This window comes from Mucilaginibacter sp. P4_D1, assembly GCF_056401935.1.
The window spans coordinates 25,281-41,594 of sequence record NZ_JBFUIJ010000041.1; the positions used below are offsets into that span (position 1 = coordinate 25,281).

Consider the following 16,314-nt stretch of genomic DNA (forward strand, 5'->3'; position numbering starts at 1 on the left):
TCTAATTTTCAAACACTTAATTAAAATCCCCTGTCCTAAAGTTTTGATATATCGCTAAATCACGGTATTACGTTGCTAAGTTGTAATATAATTTAGTCTTTAGCTGTCGGATATTGTGAATCGGGACCTTCGTAGCTATAATTGTATGGCGGATATGGCACAATAAAAGTATCTTCAACCCGGGTAGACCTTTTGAAATACGGGATCCAGATAGCAGAAACAACACATGCCCTTAATAAAAAGGACAGCGACTGCGAAACAACTTTATCATTATGCACGGTTAACGAAATGGTGTAAAAAACAGCGCCAAATCCTAAGGCATATAAAAAATAGCCGGTAATAACTTTAGGGAATATATCGCGCTTATTTAATAAGAGGATAAGGGAAAAAACAGCCAGCATCATGAGTATAATATTGCCGCCGGCCCCAACAACCAATAAAAGTTTGTGGTTGAAGCCGTATTTACTGGCGGTATACGAATTCCAGGTAGCCATATCAAAAAAATTGCCGTTGTAAAGATTCCAGGCAACGCTAAGGACTGTTGCCCCAAGGCCAATGGCTATCAATATGAGCCAACCACCAATAGGTATAAAGGTTGAGCCGTAACTAAAAACAATGGCAGGCGTTTCGCGCTGGTAAAACCATACACCTAAAAACATCAGGCCAACTACCAAAAAGCCGGCAAAAATAACCATCGGGTTGTTGATGTTTGATCCAGGTTCGCTGGTTGCTCCGTAACTAAAACTGTAGCTCAGGCCGTCGCTGTTAAGCTTTTTGATATCTCCTTTAAATTCGTCCAGCTTATCTACAGGCACATAATCCTTTAAGTAAGCAAGTTTGTAGTTAAGCTGTAAGGTATCGCCCGATGAGGTATAATCGGACGAAAATTTATAATAATCCCTTGTAATCGCATTGGTTCTGTCGGTAATATCCCAGCCGCCTTTTAATATAACGTTTATAGTGTAGTCATAATCAAGCGGGTAATTTAATGATACAGGCGTCTTTATTCTCCCGTTTAAAGATGGCAACTGCTGCGAAATGTAGTTGGCATATAAATCGGCCGACTTTTTATTAGTCTCGGTATCTACCCTGAAAAAATCTTTTATCGTATAGGTTTCCGTGGTGGTAAGTACGTTTTTATCCAGATCGTCGACCACGGTAATCGAGTCTTTTTGTTCGATTTTGGTATACGTTTTTGCATAATAATCCAGGTAGCTTTTCTCCGTTTCGGCCATGCCTGATGAGGCAAGACGGCTACGGATATCATCAGCTTCGTTTAATGTATAAGTAGTTTTTACGGTGAACAGTACTGGTGCACGATCGTTTTTTACCGTATATAAATCGTTAAAGATTACTTTACCCGGTTTGGATTGAGGTATGGTAGTAAGCGAAGAATTACCTGCTTTTAACACTAACCCTTTACCGTAATTAGGGAAATAAATATCTGTACCAGTGCCGCCCTGGTAGTCAATGGTGGCATCAACCCAAACCTGCTTGCCCTGTACGTTAGCAGTAACCACAGCATGGTCAAATGCATAGTAAGTTGGCAGATAATCTTCGATATGCGCCCGAACACTCGAATTCACCAGTACCATCGACGCATCTATCCCGTCGGCCTTCAGCATCGATACCAGTAACAACGATTTATCTTTACAATCGCCGTAGCGTTGTTTAAATACTTTTTCGGGATTATTGGCTTTGTGCGAGTATTGTCCCATTTCGATGCCCATATACCGCACCTCGTTTTGTACGGTTTTAACGGCCTCGCGGAAATATTTTACCTCGTCGTTGCCTGTTTTGACCTTTATTTCGGCTATGCGCTGCGCCAGTTCGCCTTTGATATTGATTGCTGCCGGATTAATGCCAAGCGCCCAGTTAACTACACCTGCCCAGCCCTCAAATTCACTGATCTGTACACGGGGCCTGCTTTCGTACCAGGCAGGCTGGTTATCGTCATCACGGGCAGGTGGTACCTGGAAAGCCTCATATTCGTATCGCTTTAAGCCGGTACTTTGAGTAACAGCCACTTTGGGTATGGTATTGATGGCCTTAAAGTTTAATTTCCGTTGTGCCGATGCTATGAGCACGGTATATTGATGCGCTATGGGCTGATACCATTGAAAAGATATATCATCGCAAAAACGGCCGTTAAAAATGGGGTTGCGGCCGGTGAGGGTGTAGGAATATTCAATCCTGTCGCCTTTGCGGATATCATCAAGAATTAACAATGCCGAGTAGCTGCCCTGGTAAATAAAGTTGGATAGATCCTGCTCGTCGGCAATTACCTTAAAGCCAGCTACATTTAAGCGATTAACAGGCTTATTGTTGCGCCAAACGGTTATTTCATGAAAATCAAGACGCTGGAAGCTTGGATCGAAACTAACGTTTATTTGCGATGCATTTTGAATGCCGGTTTCAGATACTATCTCTTTAATTACGTGGTGATAATCGGCCTTCAGCTCAACATGTATCTGCTGTTCTATCAGCGCGAAAAAATATCCTTTTTCTATAGTACGCGCGGACGGCCTTTGGTTGTAAGGTTTGCAAACACTTAGCCAGCCGGGCCTGGGTGTTACATGTACCGCGGGCGTACCTGCCGCCATAACGCACTGGTTATTAACAAACAACAGTAAAACACCAGTAATAAGGCTAAAGTATAGTTTAAAGCAATTTTGCATACCGGCTATGAAAATAAAAAAAAGAAGCCGGATTAATGATTATTTATTAAATATTTAGCTTGCGCCAACTCCAGTACCACAACTACTGTGTATACGCTTTACATTTTGATTAGCAGTTTACAGCAACAAGATATCTATCTGGTGTGCATGCACCATATTTACCACCGGCGACCATGCAAAAACCGTAAACCTGCCATCCTGCGAAGCCACCAATGCTATGGCGTCTTTTTGATCGAACACAAACTGAGCTGCCGATAAATGCCTGGTACCGCCATTTTGAGCCGGATGGATCACCCTGGTGGAGCAGCCAACAACAGGCTCGGTTACTACAATCTCTTCTACACGGGTGCTTTTTGACGAACGGCCTATTTTGGCCCCAAAGGCCAGCAATTCATGTTTATCGTTAATTACAGTAGCGCCATCTATTGATGTTAAACCTCCGATGGTGTCAACAGCGCGGCGCAATTTTTCCTGCCAGGGCGTATGATACTTTTCAATCCCCTGGTGTATCATCAAATCGGTAAGACCCGAAAACGCCGGCGAAACAGGGTAGGAGATAGGCTGGATGATAGACTCCAGCCAGTCATCGCTGCCCGATGGGACCACCAGTAAAATACCGCCACGTTTATGAGCCTGCATAGATGCCGCCAGTTGCACCAGCACATTCACCGGATCGTTCCACGACGATGGTAGGGTAAAATCAAGCATCGAGGTTAGTATGTTGGGGCAGTCAGACAGGGTAGATCCGTTCTCGTCGACCACCTTTATTTCGTCGCCTTTTAAAATGGCAATATTTACAAACTTGCCAAAACCATCAACCCGGCGATGTTTTATTACCAGCAGACCTGGTTCAATTACTTCTAAAACAAAACAATAGGCAGGTATGGCAAGGGTTGTTCCCCAAACATACAGTTCACCATCCTCTAAACAAACGCCAAGATGTATCCCCGGCTGCTGCACTGCCGAAGCAAATTTGGTAAGTATGTTTGGAGCCAGCTTAATTTTATGGCCAAATAACAAAGGTTGCCCTGCACTTTCGGGTGGTAAAAAAGCAAGCGTGAATTTTGGCGAATAGCCTTCTTCGCGGCGCAAACTGGCCCAGAAAGCTAAATCTATAAGGGTTTCAATGGTTTGAATATCAGGCGTAAGACCAAGCTCGGCAGGGTTATCTGCCGCTAATGAATGAAAATGCTTAAAATGCCGTTCAATTGCCGGAGCAATTTTTCGGGCTGCTTTATAGGTTGGTTCAGAGGTAATTGTCCTTGATTCCATGCTGTTTTTAAGATGATGCCTGCCGGTATGGCCGGTTAAAAAGATTGTCTACCAAAAATAGGTCATAAAAGCCGCCAACACAAACAAATGCCTCAAAATTGCAATTGGCGGATAATTATGACCGCCGGATACCTTGTCATCTATGCAGAAACTTTGAGCCGTATACGTAAACAGCTGGCAGGCAAATAATTTATTTTTACTTTTGGCGAATGGATAACACCAGTGTTGCTAACAGGGCTAAACTACGTACCGGCATCAGTATCTTTTTCTTTATTTCGGGGTTTGGGTACTCATCCTGGGCATCGCGCATCCCCTCACTGCAACAGCAGTTACATTTAAACGAAGCAGAATTAGGTGCGGTTTTATTTGCCCTGCCAATTGGTCTGATGCTTACCATGCCCATCACCTCCAAAATGCTCAGGCATTTCAGTAGCCGCAGTATTATGTTTTTCGGGATAACTGCATTTACCTTGTTGCTTTGCCTGCCTGGTTTTACTGCCTATATGTGGGAGCTTATTCTGGTGTTGTTTTTTATAGGCTCAACGCGTAACGTAATTGCCATAACCGTAAACGCGCAGGCGGTAGGGGTGCAGGCCATGTACGATAAACCTATTATGGTTACTTTTCACGGCATCTGGAGCCTGGCAGGTTTTGCCGGGGCAGCGGTGGGTTATGTTATGGTATATTTTAATGTTGCGCCAACCTATCACCTCATTGGTGTAAGTGTTGTGCTGTTTATCCTTACCCTTTGGTTTTATCCCAGTACGCTGGAGCAAGCCCCCTACGGTCAAAGCAGCGCCACCGTTTTTACATTCCCGGATAAAGACCTGCTTAAATTCGCGCTCATTGCCTTTGCTTGTATGGCCTGCGAGAATACGATGTATGACTGGTGCAGCATTTATTTTCAAAAAGCGCTGAACGCTCCAAAAGCTACCTCAACAGCTGCCTTTGTGGTTTATATGTTTTTTATGACCCTTGGGCGTTTTACAGGCGATAGGATAGTAGCTGCCACCAGCATTAAAAAAGTATTGAACTTTAGCGGCGTATTTATTTTACTCGGTTTTTTAATGGCCGTGCTTTTACCTTATATATATACTGCTTTTATTGGCTATGCCATGGTTGGTTTAGGTATCTCATGTGTAGTGCCACTGGTATTCAGTATGGCAGGCAGGTCAAAAACATTAAAAAGCGGGCAGGCACTGGCGGCAATATCTACCGTAAGCTATCTTGGCTTTTTAATTATCCCGCCCTTTGTTGGCTTTGTAGCCCAGGCTGCCGGTTTACGCTGGGCATTTGGGATAGTATCGGGCTTCGGCGCACTCATCATCATGATGGTTGCCCGCATTAAAGAAGAAGCGGAAGCAGACGAAGTTTTGGCATAATTCGTTCAGGTGATCGGGAATAAATTTGAAAACCGGCTATACTGTTTAATACCGGTCCAAAAAATCCTGTTAATCCTGTTAAAACATTATTCCCGCTATTTTATTGGTTATATTGAACAATCAAAACTTTCAACATGAATCAAACTCCATCGTTAAAAGACCAGTCGGCCCTGGTAACAGGTGCCGATAGCGGCATAGGTAAAGGCGTTGCCCTGGCGTTGGCCGCCGCCGGTGCCAAAGTAGTAATCAATTACGCGCACAACCAGGCGGCTGCCGACGATGTTGTAGCCCAAATAACCGCCTCTGGGGGCGATGCTTTCGCTGTACAGGCCGATGTAAGCCACGAAGACGAGGTAAAAGCCATGTTTGCCCAAATGTTTGCACGTTATGGCACCATTGATATATTGGTTAACAACGCAGGCCTGCAAAAAGATTCCAGATTTGTAGATATGACATTGGCTGATTGGAATACGGTGATCAGTATCAACCTTACCGGTCAGTTTTTATGCTCGCGCGAGGCTTCCAAAGAATTTATACGCAGGGGAGTAGTTGAAGATAGGAGCATGGCCGCCGGTAAAATCATTTGTATGAGCAGTGTACACGAAGTAATTCCCTGGGCTGGTCATGTTAACTATGCCGCCAGTAAAGGTGGTATCAGTATGTTTATGAAGAGTATAGCGCAGGAACTTGCCCCTCATAAAATAAGGGTTGTTGGCATTGGGCCGGGCGCTATTCAAACCCCCATCAACCAATCGGCCTGGGATACACCCGAAGCCCTTGATAAATTATTAACCCTGATACCTTATAACCGGATAGGCAAACCTGGCGATATCGGGCAGCTGGCGGCCTGGCTGGCATCGGACCAGGCCGATTATATAACCGGTACCACCATATTTATGGATGGGGGCATGACTTTATACCCCGGATTTGCCGACAATGGTTAACTCCATGTAAATTAAGCGTAAATATATTGGTTTAGCACCTTGCTAAATCGATATTAACCTATTTTTGTGCTGAAGATATTGTAATATGTACACTAAGTAAATTGCGAAAAATTAAATTTTATACGTCAATTTGACTGTTATTATCAAATATTCATAAAAATTAAATTTTATTTGCCAAATTTACAACATTACCCTATTTTTGTTGTGGATTTAAAATTTAACATAACATGAAAAAGATATTTATTACAACTGCAATAGCCGCTTTATTAAGCGTTAATGTATTCGCTGCCGATGGCGGTAAAAAAGCTGACGGAGGTGCAAACGTATCATACGTAGCATTACATGGTTTTACTGTTGACTTTGCTGATGCAACAGATGTAAACTGGACAGTCACTAAAAATTGCCAAAAAGCATCGTTCACTGTTGATGGCGTAAGAAAAACTGCTTTTTACAACCTTAGCGGCGAGTACCTTGGTGTAACTCAACGCGTTGACGTTAAAGCTATCCCGGCTAAAACAATGAAACAAATCAACAAAGATTACGCTGGTTACGAAGTTGGCGAAGTAATTGTTTACCAGGCTAACACCGAAATAAATTCAAACATCGATGCCACTTCATACTTTGTTGATCTGAAAAACGACAAACACGAAGTGCTTGTAAGGATAACCCAACAAGCAAACCTTGAGTTTTTTCAACAGGTAAAGTAATTTAAAAAAAAATCACAACTATTATCACAAGCCATCCTGGTATCCGGGGTGGCTTTTTTGCTTAAAAGGATTTAGCAGGGTTGTGATCAAATAAATTAAGGCGCACCCATGATGTGTTCTAATTTCTAAGAGCGCACATGACATGTTGAATTTTTGAAGTGCGCAGGCCTGTCACCCTGAGCCTGTCGAAGGGGCGCGCGGAGAGGCCTTTGCCCGCTATGGTTCGACAAACTCACTATGACAGCCCTTTTTTACGATGGCATTCCTCCTTCAGAGTTTCACCTAATTTTACCACTCACCATGACAGCCTTTTTACAATATCATTTTTCCCTTCAGTCTTTCTGGAAATACTAACTCAGGTGAATGGTAGTATTTGCTCGCCCGAGTTAATGATATTAGCAAATATATAGCACCCAGTTTAGCTGTTTACTGCATTTGGATTTAGCTAAACCGATTTATTAGTCTTTCAATTCTTTAAGATATTGTAAAATATACACTAAGTGCATTGCCAAAAATTAAATTTTATACTTTAAATCCACTATAATTATCAAATATTCATAAAAATTAAATTAAAGTTGCCAAATTTATAATATTAGTCTATTTTTGTTGTGGATTTAAGATTTAAAACAACATGAAAAAGATATTTTTAACAACCGCAATTGCCGCTTTATTAAGTGTTAATGTATTTGCTGCCGATGGCGGTAAAAAGAATGATGGAGGTACTAACGTATCATACATAGCGTTACATGGTTTCACCGTTGACTTTGCTGATGCAAAAGATGTGAACTGGACTGTAACTAAAAATACCCAGAAAGCAACATTTACTGTTGATGGCGTAAGGAAAACTGCTTTTTACAACCTTAACGGCGAGTACCTTGGTGTAACTCAACGCGTTGACGCTAAAGCCATCCCCGCTAAAACAATGAAACAAATCAGCAAAGATTACGCTGGTTACGACGTAAACGAAGTGATTGTTTACCAGGCTAATACCGATATTAATTCAAACATTGATGCTACTTCATACTTTGTTGACCTGAAAAACGACAAACACGAAGTACTTGTAAGGATAACTCAACAAGCAAACCTTGAGTTCTTTCAACAAGTGAAATAATTCGCCAAAAAAAATACCCTTATATAAGCCATCCCAATTATTGGGGTGGCTTTTTTATTTTATCATAATCGCAATAATTATATTTTATCAAACAACTTGGCTGTTTAAGCCTTTATAAAGTATTAGTTAATATATTTTATAATTATTATGCCAAAGACTATTATTGTTTCTAACCGGTTACCTGTAAAAATCTCTAAAACTGAGGGTGACTACAATTTGTCGTCAAGCGAGGGAGGTTTAGCAACCGGCTTAGGTTCAATTTACAAGCAGGGTGATAACGTATGGATAGGGTGGCCCGGTGTTGAAATTACAGAACAGCAGGATAAAGATACAGTAACAAAACAGTTGAAAGAACTGAGCCTGGTACCGGTTTTTCTTGACCAGGAGGAGATTAATCAATATTATGAGGGTTTCTCGAACGAGGTTTTATGGCCCGTTTTTCACTACTATGCATCTACCTATGCCACCTATAAACAGTCAAACTGGGATTATTACCAGGCGGTAAATAAAAAATTCAGGGATGTAATACTCACTATTGCCGAACCCGGCGATGTTATTTGGATACATGACTACCAATTGCTGCTGCTGCCGGGATTGGTTAGGCACGAAATCCCCGATGTTTCTATCGGATTTTTCCTGCATATCCCTTTCCCATCGCATGAGATGTTTAGATTGATCCCCTGGCGATCGGAATTATTGGAAGGAATGCTCGGGGCCGACCTGATTGGCTTGCATACCTTTGATGATGTAAGGCACTTTTTAGGAGCTACCACCCGTATTTTGCCGGTAACATCGTCCGCAAATATCATCGCGACCGGCGAGCGGTCCATCGTAGTCGAATCGTTTCCCATGGGGATTGACGAGCAAAAATATGCATCGTTACCGCTGCAGGACGATGTAAAACACCAGGTAGAACTGATCAAGAATAACTTTAAGGATGGTAAACTCATACTGTCTGTTGACAGGCTTGATTACAGCAAAGGTATATTACAACGGCTTGCGGCATTTGAATTATTGCTGCAATTGTGCCCCGAGTGTATTGAAAATATAGCCCTTTACATGATCGTGGTACCATCGCGAGACACCGTGCCACAGTATGCACACCTGCGCGATGAGATTGATAAAAAGGTGGGGAATATCAATTCCATTTACCGCACCATGGACTGGAGTCCTATCCACTATTACTACAGGTCGTTCCCCCTCGAAACGCTTTCGGCTTTATATACCACAGCGGATGTTTGCCTGGTTACGCCAATGCGCGATGGGATGAATTTGGTGAGCAAAGAATATATAGCCAGTCGCATAAATAATGACGGCGTGCTGATTATGAGCGAGATGGCTGGCGCATCTAAAGAATTGATAGACGCGATAATTGTAAACCCCAATAATACCGGCGAGGTATGCAGGGCCATATTACAGGCAATTAATATGCCCCTTGATGAGCAAAAAAAGCGCATGATTCCCATGCGCCAGCTGGTGGCTAAATTTAACATCAGGCATTGGGTTAAAATTTTTATGGACAGGCTTAAGGAGGTAAAACTTATGCAGCGTTCATTGCAAACCAGGCACGTGAGTAACACCACCGAGCAATCCATCATTAACCGTTATAGTAAAACCAAAAAGCGCATCATCTTTTTAGATTACGACGGTACGCTGGTTGGGTTCAGATCAGTCATTGAGCAGGCCAGCCCCGATAAAGAGCTTTATAACATCATTCAAAAACTAACTGAGGATCCTGCCAACCAGGTGGTGCTCATCAGTGGGCGAAAACATGAAAATCTTGACGAATGGTTTCAGCATACCGATATGTACCTGATAGCCGAGCACGGCTCCTGGTTTAAACAACCGGGTACCACATGGCACAGAATTGCCGGCCTGTCTGACCAATGGAAACACGATATATACCCTTTGCTGGAAACCTACGTAGACCGCACGCCAGGATCGTTCATCGAAGAGAAAACATACTCGCTGGTGTGGCATTACCGCAAAGCCCAGGCCGGCCTGGGAGAGCTAAGGGCAGGGGAGCTGATGAATAACCTGAAGTACCTGGCCAGCGATAAAGGTTTACAGCTATTGGCAGGGGATAAGGTACTGGAAGTGAAGAATATGGATATCAACAAAGGCAAAGCGGCTTTAACCCTGACAGAGGGTAAAGATTATGACTTTGTAATAGCCTTTGGCGACGATTATACTGACGAGGATATTTTTAAAGCCCTGCCAGAAAGTGCCATAACCATTAAAGTGGGTAGTAATATATCGGCCGCCAAATTTTATCTGCGCAATCCACAGGAAGTAAGAAAATTACTCACAAGCTTTACTAAACATGTTGGACATGACACCAGGATTTTGCAGGACTGATGCAGATGTGCGGATTTCAAATGTGCAGGTTTTAGATTTCAAATGCCTGGTAAAACTTCGTTAATGACGAATTTTACCAGGCGTAAAAAAAAATCCTGTCAATCCTGCAAAATCCTTAAATCGTGTTATTATATTAAAGGAAGATTGGCCTATCCAATTTCATCGCTATCCTGTAAGCCGCATTCATTAACCCCACGTGACTGTAGGCCTGCGGAAAATTACCCCACTGGCTGCCGTCATTTTCGTCCACATCCTCACTGAAAAGCAGCAGGTGATTAGAATATTTGAGCAGGTTGCCAAACTCGCGCTGGGCATCATCAATACGGCCAACACTGGCCAGTGCTTCAACATACCAGAATGCACAGATAAGGAAAGTGGTTTTAGGTTTGCCAAAATCATCTTTATATAAATATCTGTAAAATAAACCATTAGATGCCTTTAGCTCATTTTCAAGTGCAATTAAATGATCCTTTGCCCGCTGCGATGTTGGATCGAGGTAATTCATCATGATAAGCTGCAAGGTGCTGGCATCCAGGTTTGCACTGCCCGCCGAGTTGGTGTATACTTTCCTTACGGGATCATAACAGCTTTCAATATGTGCAGCTGCGCGTTCTTTTAAAGATACAGCCTTGTCAATCAGTTCCTGATTATCAATCGTGCGCGCCATTTTTTCGGCAGCGGAAGCTCCTGCCCATTGAAACAGGTTACTGTAACAGTGGATATTAGCCATATTCCTGAACTCCCAGATGCCGGCATCTTTCTCGTCAATCGTAAATTCAATCTTCTTCAGCAAAAATTCTATCCATCGCACCGAGTCTTTTCTTTCAGAGAATACAAAGCGATGATCGGTATAAAGCGGTAACATAGAAATCATTACCTGCCCGTAAATATCATTCTGAATATGTTCAGATGCCTGGTTGCCAACGCGTACCGGCTGGTTACCCAGGTAGCCTTCCAAATCGGTTAAAACATTTTCTACCAGGTCTTTTTTTCCGGTAATGCTATACAGTGGCTGGTAGCGCTCCTCTGTAGAAAAAGATATATCGGTAACATAGCTAAAGTATCGCTCCATTTCTTCAAAATGGCCAATGTGGTTAAGCGCGGTTATCACATAGTACGTATCGCGCAGCCAGCAGTACCTATAATCCCAATTACGGCCACTTCCCGGCGATTCTGGCAAACTGGTAGTGCTGGCCGCAATAATGGCTCCTGTGTCCTCAAACTGGTGTATTTTCAAAGCCAGCCCGGACCGGATGACATAAGGTTGAAAATAAGTGGCGATAGAGGAGTGTTTAATCCAGGTGCGCCAGTACTGGATAGTTTCCGATAAAAAGCGTTCGGCTGTTGTAATCAGTGGTGCTTCCAATGGTTCGCCGTAGGTGAGCGCCAGGTATTTGATTTCGTTGAGCACAAATGGCTGTTCATCAAAAACATAGCTGATAGGTATGTTGGTGGTTAGCCTGATGTTTTCTTCGCCACCAAGGTATTGAATATGATTACTGCCGCGGTTAACCCTAAGTTTAACAGCGCCGTATTCAGACACAGGCTCACATTTTACTTTAACCCTCGGCGATCCTTCGATGGCTTCAATTTTCCTGAACAGCATCAATGGTTTATAATAGCGCTGATGCTGGTAAAAACGAGGGGCAAAGTCGGTTACCCGGTACATGCCTCCGGTGGCCGGGCTTATTTCGGTAATCAAAACGTTGGTATTTTCAAGGTAGTATTGATGCGATGTGTATTCACCTTCAGGTAATATTGAAAACTCGCCGCCTTTTTTCTTGTCCAGTAAACCACCAAAAATAAAAGTGCTGTCAAATCGCGGCCAGCAAAGCCACTCTATATTTGTGTTTTTGTGTATGTGCGCCAAAAAAGCGCAGTTTCCAATTATCCCGGTATCGTAGGTATGTCGTGCCATTAATGTTAGTTTTTAGCTTGGTTCAATTGTTCAACAACATACCCTGTGTAATGTTGGCGTAAAAAGCGGTATAATTTCTGATTAATTTGGATTTGTCAATTAATGTATATTAACTTAGTAGACTTTATTCTACTAAAATTTAAATAGTCATGAGTTTACGATTAGGCGACAAAGCCCCAAATTTTCAAGCAAAAACCTCGGCAGGAGAAATAGATTTTTACGAATATCTTGGCGATAGCTGGGGAGTATTATTCTCGCATCCAGGCGATTATACACCGGTTTGTACTACCGAACTTGGTAAAACAGCCGCGTTAAAAGATGAATTTGCTAAGCGCAATGTTAAGGTTTTAGCCCTTAGTGTTGATTCGGTTGAATCACATACAGGGTGGATAAATGATATTAACGAAACGCAGGGAGTGGAGGTAAACTTCCCGATTATTGCTGATGAAGACCGTAAAATTTCTGAAGCTTATGATATGATCCATCCAAATGCATCGGTAAATGCAACAGTGCGTTCATTGTTTATTATCGGGCCCGACAAAGCTGTTAAGTTAATTATTACCTATCCTGCCTCAACAGGGCGTAATTTCCAGGAAATTTTAAGGGTTATTGATTCGTTGCAGTTAACGGCCAATTACGGTGTAGCTACCCCTGCCGATTGGAAAGACGGAGAAGACGTTGTTGTGGTACCTGCAACCAAGACAGAAGACATCCCGGCCAAATTTCCAAAGGGTTTTACACTCATAAAGCCCTACTTACGCACTACTCCGCAACCAAATAAATAATTTTATTTGGTTTATTAATTATTTTATATATTTGAAAAAGATAGGGTTATCTATTCCGTCTGAACATTAAAACCATTTTATTTTCAGTTTGGCTTTAGTTTTTAATCTCACAACAATTTTTTAATACGATAATTATAATTATGAAAACTGGAAAAGTAAAATGGTTTAACACACAAAAAGGTTATGGCTTTATTGTTACCGAAGACGGTAAAGATCTTTTTGTACACTTTAAGGATGTGCAAGGCGGCGTAAATGCCATTAAAGATAATGATAGCGTTACTTACGAAGTGGAAGAAGGCAGAAAAGGATTACAGGCAGTAAATGTTAAAAAAGCATAATTAACCAAAGTTCTTGATAAGGGACCTCTGCATACACAGGGGTTTTTTTTGTGCTTTTTTTTGAAATTATATCCATAATTCTGCTACTTTAGCCACCCAATTATATACAACTATGACTGACTCTACCGCCGCCAAGGCAACCAGGAACATGATTTTCCTTGTACTTGTAGCATCGCTTGGCTATTTTGTTGATATCTACGATCTTTTAATTTTCTCGATAGTAAGGGTGCAAAGTCTTAAGGATATTGGCGTGCCGGCGGCCGAACTTTTGGCTAAAGGACAATTCATTATTAATGTTCAAATGTTCGGCCTTTTGCTGGGCGGGATTTTATGGGGAATAATAGGTGATAAATTAGGTCGCATCAAAGTTTTATTTGGCTCCATTTTGCTATACTCCATAGCCAATTTTGCCAATGGTTTGGTAACAGATGTAAATACTTACGCTATTATCCGTTTTATTGCAGGGATTGGCCTTGCCGGCGAACTTGGTGCAGGTATTACCCTGGTATCCGAGACATTAAGTAAAGAAAAGCGCGGTTATGGAACCATGATCGTGGCGGTTATTGGACTTTTTGGAGCGGTGGCTGCCGTAAACGTAGCTAAATATGGATGGCAACGGGCTTATTTTGTAGGCGGCGGTTTGGGCATCCTGTTGTTGTTACTTCGGATAGGCACCTTTGAATCGGGCATGTTTAAAAGCGTGGAGCGAAGCGAGGTGTCTAAAGGGAATATGTTCATTCTTTTCACCAGTTGGCACAGGTTTAAAAAATATCTTTTTTGCATTTTAATAGGGGCACCGCTGTGGTACGTAGTGGGTATCCTGGTAACTTTCAGCCCAGAATTTGGTGTGGCTTTGCATGCAAAAGATACCTTAAGTGCAGGCACAGGCGTATTATACACCTACATTGGTATTTCTGTCGGCGATATTTTTGCCGGCTTGCTTGCCCAGGTAACAAAATCAAGAAAGCTTACCATGGCTGTATTTTTATTAGTATCAGTAGGCTGTGTTGTGTATTATTTAAGGGCATTCGGCTTATCAAACCAGCAATTTGTTTGGATCTGTTTCTTTATGGGATGCTCAGTTGGTTATTGGGCAACCTTTGTGACCATAGCAGCCGAACAATTTGGAACCAACATCCGCTCGACAGTTACTACTACGGTTCCAAATTTCGTTCGCGGTGCGCTTATACCTATAACCCTTGCCTTTAATGCTTTTAAAGTGCACTACGGCATGATAACCAGCGGCTATATTATGATGGGCATACTTACCCTAATTGCCTTACTGTCATTAAGTCAGTTAAAAGAAACCTTTGGTAAAGATTTGGATTACGTGGAGATAAGTTAATTTGAATATGAGCTAATTTGAGAATTTGAAGATTTGAAAATTGGAGGACCATTGTCCCTTTTTTCATCTTCAAATTCTCAAATCAAATCGCAGTTATTTAGATTCTCAAATTAAATTACATTTGCACTAATGATTAGCAAAGAACAAATAGCTGCAGACTACCAACAGATACAGGACGAGATATGTGCGGCACTTGAACTGACAGATGGCCAGGCTAAATTTGAAGAAGAAAAATGGGAGCGGGAAGGCGGCGGCGGTGGCCGCACGCGTGTTATCCAAAATGGCGATGTTTTTGAAAAAGGGGGTGTAAACTTTTCGGCCGTGCATGGCCAGCTACCCGATAGCATGAAAAGAGCTTTACAGGTAGAATCTGATGATTTTTTTGCGACTGGTGTTTCCATCGTAATTCATCCAAATCATCCAATGGTGCCTATCATCCATATGAATATCCGGTATTTTGAAATGCCATCTACTATCGGTGGTGCAGATAAACCCATAAGGTGGTTTGGTGGCGGCATCGATCTTACGCCGCACTATGTTATTGAGGAGGATGCTAAATTTTTTCATACCAGCTTAAAAAACGTTTGTGATAACTATTATCATGATTTTTACCACCGGTTTAAACTTTGGGCCGATGACTATTTTTACATCAAACACCGGAACGAAACCAGGGGTGTAGGTGGCGTTTTTTATGACAGGCTGACCGCCAATGATGAATTATCATGGGAAAATATTTTTGATTTTTCGAAAGCTTTAGGGCTTTCTTTTATACCAACTTATACCGAATTGGTAAACCGTAACCGCAATAAACCATTTACCGAAGAAGAGCAATTGTGGCAATACCAACGCCGCAGCCGCTATACCGAGTTTAACCTGGTTTATGATGCCGGGACCAAATTTGGCCTGGAAACCAACGGGCGTATTGAATCTATATTGATGAGCCTGCCACCAACCGCTAAGTGGGTGTATAACTACCAGGCAACGCCGGGCAGCGAGGAAGAAAAAACACTATCTTTATTAAAAAAAGGAATTAACTGGGCGTAATATCATTACCTATGAAAAAGCTTGTACTGCCAATTTTGACAATTTGCTTATTGTGCTCATTTGCCGCTATGGATTATCCGCTTAAAGGCGTGTGGGAATATAGGGGAGGTGTAGTTAATGACAAAATAGACAGTGCTTCAACTGCTTATACTTTACAGCGCACTTATGATAAATCGCACTATAAAGCTGTTTTAAAGGAAAAGGGCGAGAAGGATGTGGTTTACGAAAAAGGAGACTACCAATTGCTGGCCGATACCTGTTTGGAAACACAAACCTACAGCCTGCAATCCTCAGAATTGCTCAATAAAGTAGTGAAATATACCTATACAATTAATAATGATACACTTAAATTATTCACCGTTTTACCCAATGGTAATAAGATTGAAGATCACTGGGTAAAAATCAAATAAACCAAACCTGCAACGTTAATAA

Annotated in this window: 13 protein-coding genes; 10 read left to right on the forward strand and 3 right to left on the reverse strand. The window is 42.1% G+C overall.

The window, feature by feature from the left end; all coding sequences use genetic code 11:
- Nucleotides 1–92 precede the first annotated feature (92 nt).
- Both AC1DV1_RS24920 and AC1DV1_RS24925 read right to left on the reverse strand, forming a co-directional pair.
- Complete coding sequence (locus AC1DV1_RS24920) at nucleotides 93–2,678, reverse strand: DUF3857 domain-containing protein (RefSeq protein ID WP_477365183.1); 2,586 nt, start codon at nucleotides 2,676–2,678, stop codon at nucleotides 93–95.
- Nucleotides 2,679–2,795: 117 nt separating this feature from the next.
- Nucleotides 2,796–3,950, reverse strand: coding sequence for a putative sensor domain DACNV-containing protein (locus AC1DV1_RS24925; protein WP_147060335.1), 1,155 nt, complete (start codon nucleotides 3,948–3,950; stop codon nucleotides 2,796–2,798).
- 209 nt (nucleotides 3,951–4,159) lie between these two features.
- Here AC1DV1_RS24925 and AC1DV1_RS24930 point away from each other — a divergent pair, with 209 nt between their 5' ends.
- From AC1DV1_RS24930 to AC1DV1_RS24950, 5 genes are all read left to right on the forward strand, one after another.
- Nucleotides 4,160–5,332, forward strand: coding sequence for an MFS transporter (locus AC1DV1_RS24930; protein WP_477365186.1), 1,173 nt, complete (start codon nucleotides 4,160–4,162; stop codon nucleotides 5,330–5,332).
- 134 nt (nucleotides 5,333–5,466) lie between these two features.
- Nucleotides 5,467–6,276 carry a glucose 1-dehydrogenase gene (locus tag AC1DV1_RS24935; protein ID WP_477365189.1) on the forward strand — a complete coding sequence of 270 codons (810 nt, stop codon included), beginning with the start codon at nucleotides 5,467–5,469 and terminating at the stop codon, nucleotides 6,274–6,276.
- A 227-nt stretch (nucleotides 6,277–6,503) separates the two neighbouring features.
- Nucleotides 6,504–6,983, forward strand: a complete 480-nt coding sequence (locus AC1DV1_RS24940; protein WP_477365192.1) for a hypothetical protein — start codon at nucleotides 6,504–6,506, stop codon at nucleotides 6,981–6,983.
- 631 nt (nucleotides 6,984–7,614) lie between these two features.
- Nucleotides 7,615–8,094 carry a hypothetical protein gene (locus AC1DV1_RS24945; protein WP_090650348.1) on the forward strand — a complete coding sequence of 160 codons (480 nt, stop codon included), beginning with the start codon at nucleotides 7,615–7,617 and terminating at the stop codon, nucleotides 8,092–8,094.
- Nucleotides 8,095–8,241: 147 nt separating this feature from the next.
- The gene (locus tag AC1DV1_RS24950; protein WP_477365195.1) at nucleotides 8,242–10,452 is read left to right on the forward strand and encodes a bifunctional alpha,alpha-trehalose-phosphate synthase (UDP-forming)/trehalose-phosphatase; all 2,211 of its coding nucleotides are present in this window, start codon (nucleotides 8,242–8,244) and stop codon (nucleotides 10,450–10,452) included.
- Between the two features lie 133 nt (nucleotides 10,453–10,585).
- On the opposite strand, the gene AC1DV1_RS24955 is transcribed toward AC1DV1_RS24950, so the two are convergent.
- A complete protein-coding gene (locus AC1DV1_RS24955) occupies nucleotides 10,586–12,370 on the reverse strand; it encodes a glycoside hydrolase family 15 protein (protein WP_477365198.1) in 1,785 nt (594 codons plus the stop codon).
- 149 nt (nucleotides 12,371–12,519) lie between these two features.
- Between AC1DV1_RS24955 and AC1DV1_RS24960 the strand changes: the two genes are divergently transcribed.
- The 5 genes from AC1DV1_RS24960 to AC1DV1_RS24980 all read left to right on the forward strand — a co-directional run bounded on the left by AC1DV1_RS24960 (nucleotide 12,520) and on the right by AC1DV1_RS24980 (nucleotide 16,292).
- On the forward strand, nucleotides 12,520–13,155 hold the full coding sequence (locus tag AC1DV1_RS24960; RefSeq protein ID WP_274213402.1) for a peroxiredoxin: 636 nt from the start codon (nucleotides 12,520–12,522) through the stop codon (nucleotides 13,153–13,155).
- 140 nt (nucleotides 13,156–13,295) lie between these two features.
- Entirely contained in the window at nucleotides 13,296–13,493 is a 198-nt protein-coding gene (locus AC1DV1_RS24965; protein WP_090650362.1) for a cold-shock protein, read from the forward strand.
- 112 nt (nucleotides 13,494–13,605) lie between these two features.
- The gene (locus tag AC1DV1_RS24970; protein WP_477365201.1) at nucleotides 13,606–14,838 is read left to right on the forward strand and encodes an MFS transporter; all 1,233 of its coding nucleotides are present in this window, start codon (nucleotides 13,606–13,608) and stop codon (nucleotides 14,836–14,838) included.
- A 129-nt stretch (nucleotides 14,839–14,967) separates the two neighbouring features.
- The gene (gene hemF, locus AC1DV1_RS24975) at nucleotides 14,968–15,882 is read left to right on the forward strand and encodes an oxygen-dependent coproporphyrinogen oxidase (RefSeq protein WP_477365204.1); all 915 of its coding nucleotides are present in this window, start codon (nucleotides 14,968–14,970) and stop codon (nucleotides 15,880–15,882) included.
- A gap of 11 nt (nucleotides 15,883–15,893) precedes the next feature.
- Nucleotides 15,894–16,292, forward strand: a complete 399-nt coding sequence (locus tag AC1DV1_RS24980; RefSeq protein WP_477365207.1) for a hypothetical protein — start codon at nucleotides 15,894–15,896, stop codon at nucleotides 16,290–16,292.
- The last annotated feature ends 22 nt before the right edge of the window (nucleotides 16,293–16,314 follow it).

Excerpts from the sequence above, each read along its gene's own strand:
- AC1DV1_RS24920 (WP_477365183.1), bottom strand. The coding sequence starts at position 2,678 with ATGCAAAATTGCTTTAAACTATACTTTAGCCTTATTACTGGTGTTTTA.
- AC1DV1_RS24925 (WP_147060335.1), bottom strand. The coding sequence starts at position 3,950 with ATGGAATCAAGGACAATTACCTCTGAACCAACCTATAAAGCAGCCCGA.
- AC1DV1_RS24930 (WP_477365186.1), top strand. The coding sequence starts at position 4,160 with ATGGATAACACCAGTGTTGCTAACAGGGCTAAACTACGTACCGGCATC.
- AC1DV1_RS24935 (WP_477365189.1), top strand. The coding sequence starts at position 5,467 with ATGAATCAAACTCCATCGTTAAAAGACCAGTCGGCCCTGGTAACAGGT.
- AC1DV1_RS24940 (WP_477365192.1), top strand. The coding sequence starts at position 6,504 with ATGAAAAAGATATTTATTACAACTGCAATAGCCGCTTTATTAAGCGTT.
- AC1DV1_RS24945 (WP_090650348.1), top strand. The coding sequence starts at position 7,615 with ATGAAAAAGATATTTTTAACAACCGCAATTGCCGCTTTATTAAGTGTT.
- AC1DV1_RS24950 (WP_477365195.1), top strand. The coding sequence starts at position 8,242 with ATGCCAAAGACTATTATTGTTTCTAACCGGTTACCTGTAAAAATCTCT.
- AC1DV1_RS24955 (WP_477365198.1), bottom strand. The coding sequence starts at position 12,370 with ATGGCACGACATACCTACGATACCGGGATAATTGGAAACTGCGCTTTT.
- AC1DV1_RS24960 (WP_274213402.1), top strand. The coding sequence starts at position 12,520 with ATGAGTTTACGATTAGGCGACAAAGCCCCAAATTTTCAAGCAAAAACC.
- AC1DV1_RS24965 (WP_090650362.1), top strand. The coding sequence starts at position 13,296 with ATGAAAACTGGAAAAGTAAAATGGTTTAACACACAAAAAGGTTATGGC.
- AC1DV1_RS24970 (WP_477365201.1), top strand. The coding sequence starts at position 13,606 with ATGACTGACTCTACCGCCGCCAAGGCAACCAGGAACATGATTTTCCTT.
- hemF (WP_477365204.1), top strand. The coding sequence starts at position 14,968 with ATGATTAGCAAAGAACAAATAGCTGCAGACTACCAACAGATACAGGAC.
- AC1DV1_RS24980 (WP_477365207.1), top strand. The coding sequence starts at position 15,894 with ATGAAAAAGCTTGTACTGCCAATTTTGACAATTTGCTTATTGTGCTCA.